At 67.0% G+C, this 12,213-nt stretch carries 15 protein-coding genes; 8 read left to right on the top strand and 7 right to left on the bottom strand.

The features are described 5' to 3' along the window. Positions 1–623: 623 nt before the first annotated feature. The 3 genes from ACWEVS_RS45235 to ACWEVS_RS45225 all read right to left on the bottom strand — a co-directional run bounded on the left by ACWEVS_RS45235 (position 624) and on the right by ACWEVS_RS45225 (position 2,649). A complete protein-coding gene (locus tag ACWEVS_RS45235) occupies positions 624–1,367 on the bottom strand; it encodes an SDR family NAD(P)-dependent oxidoreductase (RefSeq protein ID WP_452557306.1) in 744 nt (247 codons plus the stop codon). Positions 1,368–1,637: 270 nt separating this feature from the next. After that, positions 1,638–2,300 carry a 3'-5' exonuclease gene (locus ACWEVS_RS45230; protein WP_452557304.1) on the bottom strand — a complete coding sequence of 221 codons (663 nt, stop codon included), beginning with the start codon at positions 2,298–2,300 and terminating at the stop codon, positions 1,638–1,640. 85 nt (positions 2,301–2,385) lie between these two features. Beyond that, positions 2,386–2,649: a hypothetical protein gene (locus ACWEVS_RS45225; RefSeq protein WP_452557302.1), complete on the bottom strand. Its 264-nt coding sequence runs from the start codon at positions 2,647–2,649 to the stop codon at positions 2,386–2,388. Between the two features lie 45 nt (positions 2,650–2,694). Between ACWEVS_RS45225 and ACWEVS_RS45220 the strand changes: the two genes are divergently transcribed. Next, the gene (locus ACWEVS_RS45220; protein WP_452557300.1) at positions 2,695–3,225 is read left to right on the top strand and encodes a hypothetical protein; all 531 of its coding nucleotides are present in this window, start codon (positions 2,695–2,697) and stop codon (positions 3,223–3,225) included. Positions 3,226–3,297: 72 nt separating this feature from the next. Here ACWEVS_RS45220 and ACWEVS_RS45215 read toward each other — a convergent pair whose 3' ends face one another. Further along, positions 3,298–3,798, bottom strand: a complete 501-nt coding sequence (locus ACWEVS_RS45215; RefSeq protein ID WP_452557298.1) for a phosphate-starvation-inducible PsiE family protein — start codon at positions 3,796–3,798, stop codon at positions 3,298–3,300. Positions 3,799–4,235: 437 nt separating this feature from the next. Here ACWEVS_RS45215 and ACWEVS_RS45210 point away from each other — a divergent pair, with 437 nt between their 5' ends. Beyond that, positions 4,236–4,847 (top strand): hypothetical protein, encoded by a 612-nt coding sequence (locus tag ACWEVS_RS45210; protein ID WP_452557296.1) that lies wholly within the window; start codon positions 4,236–4,238, stop codon positions 4,845–4,847. 123 nt (positions 4,848–4,970) lie between these two features. Here the strand turns inward: ACWEVS_RS45210 and ACWEVS_RS45205 are convergent, their stop codons facing one another. Next, positions 4,971–5,435: a hypothetical protein gene (locus ACWEVS_RS45205; protein WP_452557294.1), complete on the bottom strand. Its 465-nt coding sequence runs from the start codon at positions 5,433–5,435 to the stop codon at positions 4,971–4,973. A gap of 405 nt (positions 5,436–5,840) precedes the next feature. Between ACWEVS_RS45205 and ACWEVS_RS45200 the strand changes: the two genes are divergently transcribed. Further along, entirely contained in the window at positions 5,841–6,236 is a 396-nt protein-coding gene (locus tag ACWEVS_RS45200; protein ID WP_452557292.1) for a hypothetical protein, read from the top strand. A 280-nt stretch (positions 6,237–6,516) separates the two neighbouring features. Then, positions 6,517–7,722, top strand: coding sequence for a barstar family protein (locus tag ACWEVS_RS45195; protein WP_452557290.1), 1,206 nt, complete (start codon positions 6,517–6,519; stop codon positions 7,720–7,722). A gap of 209 nt (positions 7,723–7,931) precedes the next feature. Here the strand turns inward: ACWEVS_RS45195 and ACWEVS_RS45190 are convergent, their stop codons facing one another. Beyond that, positions 7,932–9,398 carry a serine/threonine-protein kinase gene (locus ACWEVS_RS45190; RefSeq protein WP_452557288.1) on the bottom strand — a complete coding sequence of 489 codons (1,467 nt, stop codon included), beginning with the start codon at positions 9,396–9,398 and terminating at the stop codon, positions 7,932–7,934. Between the two features lie 310 nt (positions 9,399–9,708). On the opposite strand from ACWEVS_RS45190, the gene ACWEVS_RS45185 reads away from it, so the two are divergent. The 3 genes from ACWEVS_RS45185 to ACWEVS_RS45175 all read left to right on the top strand — a co-directional run bounded on the left by ACWEVS_RS45185 (position 9,709) and on the right by ACWEVS_RS45175 (position 10,979). Next, positions 9,709–10,206 (top strand): methyltransferase domain-containing protein, encoded by a 498-nt coding sequence (locus ACWEVS_RS45185; protein ID WP_452557286.1) that lies wholly within the window; start codon positions 9,709–9,711, stop codon positions 10,204–10,206. Between the two features lie 279 nt (positions 10,207–10,485). Next, positions 10,486–10,659, top strand: a complete 174-nt coding sequence (locus ACWEVS_RS45180) for a MarR family transcriptional regulator (protein ID WP_452557284.1) — start codon at positions 10,486–10,488, stop codon at positions 10,657–10,659. After that, the gene (locus ACWEVS_RS45175) at positions 10,620–10,979 is read left to right on the top strand and encodes a hypothetical protein (RefSeq protein WP_452557282.1); all 360 of its coding nucleotides are present in this window, start codon (positions 10,620–10,622) and stop codon (positions 10,977–10,979) included. The genes ACWEVS_RS45180 and ACWEVS_RS45175 overlap by 40 nt, the downstream gene beginning before the upstream one ends. 45 nt (positions 10,980–11,024) lie before the next feature. Here ACWEVS_RS45175 and ACWEVS_RS45170 read toward each other — a convergent pair whose 3' ends face one another. After that, positions 11,025–11,609 (bottom strand): hypothetical protein, encoded by a 585-nt coding sequence (locus ACWEVS_RS45170; protein ID WP_452414702.1) that lies wholly within the window; start codon positions 11,607–11,609, stop codon positions 11,025–11,027. Positions 11,610–11,940: 331 nt separating this feature from the next. Between ACWEVS_RS45170 and ACWEVS_RS45165 the strand changes: the two genes are divergently transcribed. Continuing rightward, positions 11,941–12,213, top strand: a 273-nt coding sequence (locus ACWEVS_RS45165) for a hypothetical protein (protein WP_452557280.1), incomplete at its 3' end; no start/stop codon positions are given.

Genomic DNA, 12,213 nt, shown 5'->3' with positions numbered 1-12,213 from the left:
AGCCCAGAACCCACTCCCGCAGACACTTACCGCTTAACCTGCAGAAACAGGATCACGCGAAGATCGATTCATACACCACGTCCGTGGACGTGACCCGGTGCGCACCACGGATCCAGGACTCGGGGGTGCGCGAGCCACATGGCCAACGGGGTGAACCACCGGGTCAGCTCCATGCGATGAGTTTTGATGCGGTACAGGCCCGATCCACCCCCACCGGCGGGCCGCACTCGGCTGGTTCGCAGAGACCGCCTCGGCGGCCTGATCCATGAGTACGCGCAGGTCGCTTAGGGTGACACCATTTTTGGCACCCACAGGGTTGCCGTAGTACTGGCCGAAAGCCGGGCGTGCCTGACCTCGCCGTGGGGCGTACGTGCTGCCAGAACAACGGGGTCAGGCCACGCAGGTCGGCCGGGGGGTGAGCGGGCCGCCCACGGCGGTGTCTAGGCCGGCGCCTCGCAGTCAGCCGCCTGCTCGACATGCTCACCAGCCGCGATCTGGCCTGGCTCTGCCGCCGGCCTGGCCGTGGACGCGATGCGCGCCGCGGGGCGACGGATCGACGGACGGCAGGGCTTGTTCAGGGCGTAGTGGCCCCATGATGCGTCCAGCTCGCCGCCGACCGCAGGTCAGATCATCAGGCCACCAGAGACACGCAGGTTCTGACCTGTGATCCATTGCGAGTCGGGCCCGGCCAGGAAGGCAACGACGTTGGCAATGTCCTCCGGGCGTCCCAGCCGTTGCAGTGGCGTCAGGGCCACAACGTGCTCGATGGCCTGCTCCAGATTCTCCCCGGCTGCGGCGCGCATCATGTCTGTGTCCGTGGCGCCAGGGGACACGCTGTTGACCGTGATGCCCCTGGAGCCGAACTCGCGGGCGGCGACCGCGGTGATCGCCTCCAGCGCCGCCTTGCTGGCGAAGTACAAGGCCAGACCCGGCACCCTACCGGCAGAGGAGATGTTGATGATCCGCCCACCCTCGCCGAGCCTTTCGGCAGCGGCTTGGATAACGAAGAACGGCCCCTTGGCGTTGACGGCCATCACCTCGTCGAAGTCGCTCTCAGCGGCGTCGCAGATGTTCCCCATCGGATTGATCGCCGCGTTGTTGACCACCACGTCCAAACCGGCCAGGCTCCGGTCGACCTCACCGAACAGGTACTTCAGGTCCTCCAAGCGCCCCTGGTTCGCTCGTACCGCGATCGCCTGCCCGCCAAAGGCCGCCACTTCAGCCACCACGTCCTCAGCCGCCGCCTGGTCGCGGTTGAAGCTGAACATCACTGCCGCGCCCTCACGAGCCAGCCTCACCACGATCGCTCGCCCGATCCCCCGCGACCCGCCGGTCACCAATGCCGCCTTCTTCTCCAACGTTCCCATGTCGACTCCTTGCCATCGGCCGCTCCCCTGATGGGAGCGCCTCACAGCAGAGTCGTAACAACAGCGTCAGTCTTGACATCCGCGCCGAAGAAAATCCAGGAAAGGGGGCAGCGGCACCGAGCCCTGCCGCAACCGAGGGCGACCGGGGCATCGGCCGCGACAGAAAGAATCCGGGGCTGAGCAGCAACCGTACGGCCAGTGGCGGCAAGGTCATGATGAGCGCCGTCCTCTCTCAGACCGGTTTCGTGTGTGCCCTCTCCCGTCGGCAGGTTAGATGTCGAACAGTCCGCTTTGGGCGGGCCTGTTGCACTTGGCCGTGCGGCCTGCGATTTTCACCAGAGCCGCGAGGTCGCTGAGCTGAGCATCCTCGTCCGCGGCGCTGATGAGCCGGACGAACACCTGCGCGGTGACCTCGACGTCGGAGTAGGCCCTGTGGCGATCCGTCGGCTGCTTGATGGCGAAGTGCGCCAGCAGCGTGTCGAGTTTGTGATTCGGCAGGCCTGGGACGAGGTATTTGGCAAGCGGGATGGTGTCGAGAAGGTCAATGCGAGCCAGCGCCGGGCAGTGCTCGCGCTGGTTGTAGATGATGTTGGCTTCGGTTGCGGCGTGTTGAGCCACCAGCAGGTACCGGTTGCCCGCCGCGAACCGCCGATCCAGTGCGCCCAGCGCTTCGGCCGGACTTGGGGCCTGCCTGACCTGCTCGGGGGTCAGGCAGGTCTGGGCCGTAACGGTTGGCGTGACCGGGGCGAACGCGGGCGGCTGGATGAGAGATGAACTGGTGCCGACCGTCGTCCACGCGCCTTGCTCGTAGCGGAGTGCGAGAGCGGCGACCTCGATGGGCTGGGCCGGATAGCCCTTGGGGGTCGTCGCCTCGAAGTCGATGACCACGAACGTCGTCGTCAGGAAGTCGGGGTCGTCTGTCAAGCCGCCCATGAATCCACCGTTCGCCCAGATTCCGTGGCGTCGCCGGCCCGCCACATCGAGGAGATCATGCCGGAGTGCCAGCCGTCGTGTGCCGTCATTGACCGATGAGGCGGGCAACGGCCTGCCTGGCGGCCTGTAGGTCCGGGGCGTTCCAGAGGCGCTCGGCCGTCCAGGTCTCGCTCAGGGAGCGGTACAGGTCCGGCATCACCGGCAGGAACTCGCGCGGGAGTGGTGCCAGCTTCGGCCACCGGCTCCTGAGCACGCGGTCGGCGATCAGCTTGCGGACTGGCACCTCGAGCCCGTTGTTCACGTACCAGTTCCGCAGGACCTGCTTGCCGCAGTGCACTCCGTTGAACATCAGGCGGCTTTCGTCAGGTGTACCGGGGCTGTCGCGTTGGGCGGGGTGGCCGAGCTGGCCTTCGGCGTCCGCGCCGAGCAGCAGTCGCTGGAGAAGATCGCCATGCCGCTCACCGCCGAGGAAGTCGAGGCAGACCCGGCCCAGCAGGCCGCGCTCGTGCGGGCAGAGAGAGAAGCGGGCCTGTCCGAGGAAGGCAGGCGGCAATTGCACGAGCGCGACGAACGGATCCAGCTGCGCAGTGCGCGCCGCAGGGACTGGGAGTGCAGCGGGCTCAGGCGATTCCGCCCCGGCCCTGGTAACTCGTTCTACTCGCCTGGCATGGCTGCCACCACAGGCACGACGTCGAGGTACGCCGCGATGGCGGATCGCGATCGCGATCAGGAGATTGAGGACCTGGCCCGCGCAGCCGACCAGCAGGGGCCCGTGCCGCGCGACAAGTTGGAGCAGGTGGTCGGCGGGCGTTGGTGGGGCCCCGGCCGCTTCGGCGCCGCCCTGAGAGAGGCCGTTCGGGAAGGCGTCATCAAGCGCTTCTCCGATGACAAATACGGCCCGGCCGACGACAGGCGATCTTCCTGAGGGCTCTGATCGGTCCTCGAATCGGGACAAGGATGATCGTCGAGAATCGTTCGGTAAGGCTTCGTGAAACCTTCACTGAGGCGGAACGGACGTGTCCGAGCGACTACCCTGCCCATCGCGAGATGGGCCGGGACGTCGCTGTGACCACCGTGCGAGAGCCAGCGCGGCGACCAGCACGAAGGCGCACCCCGCGTAGACAGCCAGCTCTATGAGCTGCTCACGGTTCTGGGCCGCGGTCACCGGAATGCTCAGCCTGACGACCACCGACAGGATGTGCCGCACGATCGCGATGATGCCGACGATGATGAACGGCTCCAGCTGGAGGTGGCCCCCCTCGAGGTGGGTCTGCACCGTCACGAATATCTCTAGAACGATCAGAACGAGGAGGAGCTCCTCGAGGACGATGATGATTTTCTCCGCCCCGGACATATCGCCTCGTATGATCGTGAAACACATCAGGACCAGAATGCCCACCCCTACGGCCACCAGCACGAACGAGACCAGATAGAGGACCACATGCTCGGCGGCGACCAGGATGCTCAGCAGCCGTGCGTTCGCCGGTCTGTGGATCACCGGGAGCGCTGAAGGGGCCGGAGGGGAAGGTCTGGGTGCGGCGGGCATCTGCGGTTGGTTCGCCATGTGGTCAACCTGGAATCCGATCCGGGGGCTCGAGAGGTCGAGAGCGACCGTGACGGTCCTGACATAAGGCGCCGCTCTCACGGCTACGGCCACGGCCGGAGCAAGAGTCATCACCGGCATCTTCCCCGTAAGGCAATCAGGATAATCATGATCTCCGCAGGTCCAGCCACCTCTGAGAGCTCCGAGAAGTCACCGAAGGCCTGGCGGAGGGGCGCGACGAGGACGGCCGCCGGATTTGGTCATCGCGGATCATTTCAACGTCAGCACGGTGCTGACAACAGGCATGGGCTACCCGGAACAACAAGAAGCCCCCAGACTCCCGACCAGTGCCGTGAGCTGGGGCTCTTCTCCTGCGTGATAGAGCGTGGTGGATGAGCGAATCGGCCGTCGTCCTCGGGGCATCGTGCGGTTTCCACGCCGCTGCGGACACCGCGGGCGAAGAAGCGGTCAGACGAGCAGAGACGGTGATCGGCCCGCTTCCCATCGCCCTGCGCGCCTGCTTGGAGATCGTCGGTTCTGTCAACCTCTGCGGCGACGGAGGCGTAGCGTTGCCGCACGTCAACTACCATGCTCGGCTGAGCGAGGAGAGGGGATTCTATCCGGACCCCCTGTATCTGCCCTCAGGGCGTGAGCTATGGAGCGAGTGGAAGTCGTGGGGCGGAGACCTTGAAGAGGGGTGCGCCTGCTCGGACCCGGAGGAGGAGGATCGCTGTGCATTCCACTCGGAGGGCTTCCCCTTCGCGTTCGCGCCGGATGAAGTGCACAAGGCGAACCAAAGCGGCGCTGAGCAAGACATCCGCCTCCCCAGCCGGTCTGCTGATCCTGAGCTCATCGGCGCCATCCATCGCGAGGGCGTCACGCTTGTCGAGTATCTGCGGATCTCGCTGGCCTGGGGAGGCTTTCCGGGCTACGCCAAAGCCCCTGTGGGCGTCGCTTTGCCGCCTATGCTCGAAGAACTACGTCGTGATCTCCACATGTTCTGAGGTCGTTGCTACTCGCGTGGGACCCAGACGCGCGCACCCCGCGTACATCTCCGCCCATCTGACCATCCCGCCTGCCGCCGACCCGCCCGCGCGGTTGGCCCGGTCTACTGCGGCTTCATCGCCCTACGGGAGCTGCGTCCAAAGGGTGAGCCACTGGTCAATCTCGCGAGCGGTTGTCGGTTCCGTCAGGTGCTCGCGAATGGCTTTGGCCGTGTTGACCAGGTTCTTGCAACGGCGAAGCATTAAGATCTTCGGTAGAGGCTGATCGCTCCAGGCGACGGACCATGCCGCGGCTTGCTCTCGGCTCAGCGGGAGGGCCTGGAGGATATCGACTCCGAGCGCATCAGGGTTCCACAGAGGACTTCCGTTGGAGCCGAGACCGATGATCACGTTCGCCCGAAGGTGGAACCGGCTGACGTCGGCGCTGGTCTGGTCCATGCCCTCGGCCTCTGCTCGCGCAAGGGCGTACATAGCCGCCTCGGCCCACGCCCGACGCCCCTCCCCTTGGCTGGTGTCGCGTGCGTAAAAGCTGCTCAGCTCCCACACCGCAAGCCAGTGATTAATCGCTGACGAACGATCCTCGACCACGAGGGCAGTTTGTCACGCGCGACCCCGCGGCCCTCGCCCTGCACGATCATCCCGATGCTGCCGTCGACCCCCGAAGGGGAAGCGAGCCAGTGCTACGGGTACCAGACGGAGCGCCCCTCGGACGAACGACCTGGCATCTGTAGCCCCGGTCTGCTCGGCTTACCCCCGGGTCGATGGCGGGCAGGATGATCAGGCTCCTACCTCGGCCATCTACGGACTTTCGGTGACGAGCACGCCCTTGGCATCATCCCGGAGTCGGAGTGCCCCCCGTCGGAGGCAATGCTTGAGAGACGATGGGGTCATGCCTGATCTGCTCTGGGATGACGTCAAGCCCCTCTTCGACACCGGGTACAACGGGGTGTGCCCGATGGGGTGGTGGAGGGGACCAGTATCGAGGACTGGCACATGCTCCTCGACCTCGTTCGGTCTCAACGCTGGAAGAGCGAGTATGTCCGAGACGATGAATCCTTGGCTCTACCGACAGCGGCCGAGATGGTTGCGGAGGGGGCAGGGGCGGCGGACCTGAGAGTCTGGCCGATACCAGAGGTTCTAGCGATCTTTCGCGCGTACAGCGCCGAGTCCATCGATTTCGACGTTGATCTGAGGGAATTGCAAGGGCAGGAGCGGTTGGACGTTCTGCTTGAGTTCTTCACCCTGATCGGGCGGCGACTTGGGAAGTCGGTGCTTCTGACCCCCGAAGGTGATCACGGTCGTCCTATGCTCGGGTACGACGTCGAAGCAGACCAAGTGGTGTTGCTGGTTGATCCGGGCGCGTACGGGTTCGCCGAAGTTTCTGGCTAGGAACCCTTCCGCCAATCGGCGCGACCCGGGTGGCGGGCGGCCGGCACCTCGGCGTGACCGAACGACTCGTGGAGATCCACTCTCGCAGCGGCCCGGATCGTCTCGTCACCCGCTCGATCACGGCATCAACTCCATGCATCCTGGCCACCGTCAGGGCGGTGGAGGCGGCGCTCGCGATGAACGCGGGGGTGGCCTCACCGTCACAGCCCGCTATGCGTGATAGATCACCATCAGCGCCAACCGGAGCAAAGGAGAAGATCAGCGGTTAAGGTCTGTCGCGATGACAACTCCTGCTTTGCCGGACGCGCGATGGCTGCTGCTGGACGAGTACACCGGTGACGTGGACGTCACTTTGGGCGTGTGCCACGACATCGACGGGCTCTTCGCAGACCCCGAGCCCGTCCCCCCACCCGAGACGTTCACCTTGCTCGGCTGCGATCCGGTGGGTCCGCTGCGGGAGGCGTTGGGGCATGTGGGGACCGAGCGGGCCTGGCTGCCCAGTATTGCCCTGTTTCCCCTCCACCGGCCGCAGCAGCGGCCCGCCAAATGCCTGCAGGACGAGCACGGGTGCACCTGTGTGGAAGAGCTCATCGACGTCACCGTGGTCGGTCAGCGCCCGTCGGCAACGCAGGAGGGCATGGTAGATCTCGACTTGCGCGGATATGTCCGGCTGCTTCCGGAGTGGGGGCTGCCGGAGGAGAAGCCGGACGTAACAGGATTCCGCCTCGCCGCGCTTGATGACGAGAAGCTCGGCGAGTGCCTGGATGTCGCCGGAGTTTTTCGCAAGAGGCCCTCCGCGCCCGTCCGGCCGGTGACCCTGATTGGCTTCCGCCCCGAAGCGGCGCTGGCAGGGACCGTCGAGGGACGCAAGATCACGGCATCCATCATCGCCATCCAACGCGACGGCCTGATCGCCGGAGGAGTCGGGCTACTGTCGGCCACCGTCGTCACCGCCCGCCCGTCGAGGTTGGGCACCGCCCTGCTGGACATCGCCCTCGACGACGGGATGGAGGAGCCGACGCCGAGCGGCGCCCGCGAGATCTTCCAGATGTGGTACGACGGCGGTCCGGCCGAACCCAACCTATGGACACGCTACGACCGGCTGCTACAGCACGAATGGTCCGGCCTGGCGCTCAGACACCATCCTCAGGGCCTGCCCGACAAACCGGCTGAAACGACGTATCACCTCGACGGCCGTTTCGTCACCGACATTGACGCCTTCTACTGCGCCATCGGGGAGGCGATCAACGGTCCCGGCGGCTACTTCGGCTGGAACCTCGACGCTCTAGACGACTGCCTTAGGGGTAAATGGGGTGCTGCCAGCCCGTTCCGGCTCCTCTGGCACCACTCCGAGGTGGCCCGCCGCCGCCTCGTCCCGGGTTATGACCGGCCGAGCCACCGCCTGCGCAACTGGAGACCGAGCGTCGAACTGGACGAACTCCTGAAGATCTTTTCCGAGCACGATGTCGAGGTCGAGTTCCGCTAACCCCATTACCGCCCGTCTCTCGTCTGCCGAACCGGCATGGCCTCATCACTACAGCCCCGATGGGCGCGTCGACGAGCGCGGCGCGCCGACCGAGAAGTACTGGCGGTTCCAGGGCGTGCTCTGCCGCTTCGGCGGCAAGCTCACCGACGTGCCCCCGGCCGCGGCCGCTGCGGCAGGGAGAGGATGGCGCGAGGTGTCCAGTGCGGGCACTATTTGCGTCTCTTGTGTTTGCCCTTGCCGGGATGGCTTTGATCGGGCTGCTCGTCGATCCGGGGGAGAGGCATGCCGGAACGGGTCAGGAACGTGACCAGAGGGCCATCGGCCAGTTTGCCGTCTCTTCGCACCGCCGCGAGCATCGTCCCGAGATCCAGAACGTGCCTGCGCGCTTCGTCGATCTTGCCCTCGTTGAGGTTCTTGCGCGCCTCGGCGATGCGGTTGCGAACCTCGCGGGCCGCGTCGGATGCGATGCCGCCCTGCCGCTGCTGGGCGGCAAGCGCCCGTTCCAATGCTGTGAGCCAGGCCAGTGCCGCTAACGTGGCGGGCCGCGCCGTTGGTGACGGTTGCGGGCTGGTAGGCGCGGCGGACGGGGACATGCTCGGCGCGGAAGACGCCGCGGTGACCGGGGATGTGGTGAGCGGCGCGGAGGGCGTCGGGGTGGCGCCTTGCCGGACCGCGTTGGTCAGGGTCGCCAGTAGCAGGGTGCCGACCAGCGCGGCGGAGGTGGCGGCGAGGGTCACGTAGCGGCGCGGAGCGGACCGTCGCCGGGGCGCGTCTTGTCCAGGCCATGTGTCCGGGTCTGGCACCTCGAGCAGGGCGGTGCCGCCCGGCGCGCGTCGAAGGCCTGCGGAGGCGAGGGCATGTCGTACCTGTGCCGCGCTCGCGGGGCGGCTGGCGGGCTCCTTGGCCAGCATCGACAGCACCAGCGCCTCCAGGTCGGCGGGAATGTCCGGCCGAAGCCGGCGTGGCGGCACCGGTGGCTGGTTGAGATGCTGGTAGATCAGTTCGATCGGGACACCCAAGAATGGTGGCTGCCCGCAGAGCAGCTCGTAGCCTACGCAGCCGAGCGCGTACAGGTCGGCGGCGGCGCTCCCGCCGTGTCCCAGGATCTGTTCGGGCGACAGATAGGCGGCGGTGCCCACCACGGTGCCGGCCGCGGTCAGCCTGCCCGCCTCCTCTCCGGCTACCCGGGCGATGCCGAAGTCCACCACCTTGAGCAGTCCGCTGCTGGTCAGGTGCAGGTTGCCGGGCTTGATATCGCGGTGCACCACCCCGGCCCCGTGCGCCGCATCCAAGCCGGCGGCGGCCTGGCCCATCAGATGGCGTACCTCCTCTGGCGGCAACGGTCCCCGCTCGGCGATCTCGGTGGCCAGATTCCGCCCGGACAGCAGCTCCATCACCAGGAACGGCCGCCCGTCATGCTCGCCCACGTTGAGCACGCTCACCACGTTGGGGTGCACCACGCGGGCCGCGATGCGGGCCTCGCTCACGAAACGCGCACGCACCGCCGGGTCCGCCAACTGGGGGGCGAACAGCTTGACCGCCACCGGCCTGTCACGTGTCAGGTCGCGGCCGCTCCACACCTCGGCCACCGCACCCCTGCCGATCAGCGCATCCAGCCGATAGCGCCCCGCCAGCACCGACGTGGCCTCTATCGAACTCCTCATCAAGATGAACACTCCCTGCCTGCACCATTGATGTCCTTACCGGCCCCCTGATCGGGAAATACCAAACCTAGCGAAACGATGAGGACTCGATCCGGAAGAGCCATGGACGTGGGCTATCGACGGCGAGTGAGCACCGCGCGCTCCCGGTGGCGCGAGGATTGCTGGCTCCTTCCACCACAGCCAGTACGGCGGGGCGTCGGGCCAGTCCGGCGGTGGGCCGTCCCAATCGTTGGGGGCTCCCATCCCGGGGGGACGTTCCAGCCAGGGGGAGGAGTCGTTTTCGACGCGCGGCAAGGCCCACGAACTGGACGCCAGCGGCGACATGATCGAGCTGGCCAGGCGCAACGCGGCGGAGGCCGGCGCAACCAACATCGAGTTCCTGCACGGCACCATCGAGGCCATCCCGCTATCGGACCAGTCGGTGGACGTCGTCATCTCCAACTGCGTAATCAACCTGTCCGACGACAAGGCGGCCGTGCTGGCCGAGGCCTTCCGCGTCCTACGCCCGGGCGGACGGCTGGGAATCAGCGACATGGTGACCGAAAGCGCACTCGACCCGACACGGCGCGCCGCGGCCGAGCAGCGGGTGGGCTGCGTCGCCGGCTCCCTGAAGGTGGCCGAGTACCGCGACCTGCTGCGCATGACCGGCTTCGTCGGCACCACGGTAACTCTCACGGCTGATCACGGCGACGGGGTCCGCTCGGCCATCGTTCAAGCGGTCAAGCCCGCGATCGGCCCCGGCTTGGAGGTCCGCCCGATGCGCGCGGCCGACGCGAGCCAGGTGCTGGCCATCTACCAGGCCGGGCTGGACAGTACCTAAGTGCGGGATGGCGGGCCAGCCTGCCCTCCGGCCGAGTCGCCCGCGGCTGATCCACTCCACAGCAGCACCTCCCGCCAGAGCTGGCGTCCAGATGCACGGCCGACCTCATGGGCTTGCTGCGCCAGGCGCAGCGCGGCATTCCTGTCATCGCTGATCATCATGCCGCTGATCGTGCCCGGTCGGCGTCGCCGCCATCCTCCTTCATCCTGCGACGGTGAGCTGTACCTAGGATGCGACGGGCCAGGTCGGAGAGGGTTTCCTGCGCCCCACCACGACGTCATGTCCGCACTGACCGCCAGGGAGGACAGGCGCTGGAGGCTGCAGGAACTGGCCGATCGCGTGCTGTGGTCCAAGAGCCGCCTGTCCAGGCACATCAGCCGGATGGAGGAGCGCGGCCTGGTGTCCAGGGAGGAGTGCACGCGACGGACGGCAGGGGCGCGGTCATCGTCCTGAGCGAGGGCGGCTGGCGCGCCATCCAAGAGGCCGCCCCTCTCCATGTCGAATCCGTGCGCCGACACCTGATCGACCTGCTGACCGACGAGCAGCTCGACGCCTTGGGCGACATCTCCGACATCGCGGCCCGTGTCGCGACCGTGATCGCCACCGCGACGCTCTACACCGAAACGCCGCAGGACGCCAGGCACGTCCTGATCGACACTCTCGGCGGGGAGGTACGCTACCCGATGCCCGCGCACGAATCTGCATACCCGCTCGGGGACGGCACCTGGCTCACCGCCGAAGGCGTTACCCTCTTCCGCTGGACGCACAGGTGAACCGATCGGCGCGCCGCGTGCCGGTCCACAAGCCCGGCGGCAGGATCAGACGGCGGGCGGCGCGAGGTTGAGCGCCCGTGCCACCCGTTCGAGCACGTCGTCCCAGGGGCGGGCGGGAACGACCGGCACTCCAGCCGCTTGGGCCTGCGACGCCAGCCAGTCGCCGTACAGGCGGCTCACCACGGCCCGCCCGTGCTGCGCCCCTGCCGAGGGTTCGCGAAGCCGGTAGTTCTCGGCGATCTGCTCCTCGTCGCCCTCGTGCAGGAAGACCGCGCGCACGCCGTCCAGCTCTGCGGCCGTGGACGGCAACAGGTAGTCGCCCTCGACGACCACCGGCGTCATGGTCTCGAGATGGTTGGCGACCACCGCCCGCACCGCGGGGACGAGCGCCCGCGCCACCGAGATCTGCATCTCCACGATCCGCTCGTGAGGCAGGTGGACGGCCTCGGGGTTGGCCCGCCAATAGTGCAGCGCGGGCAGCTGCTCCGGCGTGGTCATGGCCTGCAGCGCCTCGACGATGTCGTCGATCTCGACGATAGGTGAGGCCAGGCGGCGCGCCAGGGGATAGGACACCCGGCTCTTGCCGGTCCCCGAAGCGCCGCCGAGCAGGATGATGGGGGCGTCGTTCACCCGTGGACCCTATCCGAGGACCTCAGCCGGCCGGTCCTGACCGGCAGGCGAAGACGACCGGCCGCGAATCCGTATGCTCGACATTTTCTCGATCAAGGCCGTACGCGGACCACAGGACCCTTACGTGTCATGCCAGGAATAGAGCAGTACTACTCCCTGATGTCGGCGCTGGTCACCGGCAACTCGCTGGTGTGGCGCACCGCTTCTCCGCGTTGGGCCGGGCCCTGCGCCTGCCGATAATTCCATCCGTCCAGGTCACGGCCTTGCAGGGCTTCTCTGGTAGGCAGGCTTCAATTCCTGAAGAGGAGTCAGTGCGGCAGGATGACCGGTCGTGCTCCTTCGCCTGGCCTATCTGGCCGTCACGAACGCCTTCGCCGCGCTGCGATTGCTGCCGATGGGCGATCGGGACAAGGACATCGAGATACTCGCCCTGCGCCATCAGATCACCGTGCTTGAACGGCAACTCGGCGACGACACCTGGGTGAGGTTCGCTCCCGAGGATCGAGCCGTTCTCGCCGCCCTCCTGACGTCGCTGCCACGCGACATCCTGCGCCGGGTACGGCTGCTCGTCCGGCCGGATACCGTCTTGCGCTGGCACCGCGAT

It is taken from the genome of Nonomuraea sp. NPDC003754 (assembly GCF_053605785.1).
The sequence above is the reverse complement of the archived record's forward strand: the minus strand, read 5'-3'. Positions and strand labels throughout refer to the sequence as shown.

Bases quoted from the DNA above. Each gene is read 5' to 3' on its own strand.
- ACWEVS_RS45185 (WP_452557286.1), top strand. From the start codon at position 9,709: ATGATCGAGCTGGCCAGGCGCAACGCGGCGGAGGCCGGCGCAACCAAC.
- ACWEVS_RS45210 (WP_452557296.1), top strand. From the start codon at position 4,236: ATGAGCGAATCGGCCGTCGTCCTCGGGGCATCGTGCGGTTTCCACGCC.
- ACWEVS_RS45195 (WP_452557290.1), top strand. From the start codon at position 6,517: ATGACAACTCCTGCTTTGCCGGACGCGCGATGGCTGCTGCTGGACGAG.
- ACWEVS_RS45225 (WP_452557302.1), bottom strand. From the start codon at position 2,649: ATGTTCAACGGAGTGCACTGCGGCAAGCAGGTCCTGCGGAACTGGTAC.
- ACWEVS_RS45200 (WP_452557292.1), top strand. From the start codon at position 5,841: ATGCTCCTCGACCTCGTTCGGTCTCAACGCTGGAAGAGCGAGTATGTC.
- ACWEVS_RS45180 (WP_452557284.1), top strand. From the start codon at position 10,486: ATGTCCGCACTGACCGCCAGGGAGGACAGGCGCTGGAGGCTGCAGGAA.
- ACWEVS_RS45230 (WP_452557304.1), bottom strand. From the start codon at position 2,300: ATGGGCGGCTTGACAGACGACCCCGACTTCCTGACGACGACGTTCGTG.
- ACWEVS_RS45235 (WP_452557306.1), bottom strand. From the start codon at position 1,367: ATGGGAACGTTGGAGAAGAAGGCGGCATTGGTGACCGGCGGGTCGCGG.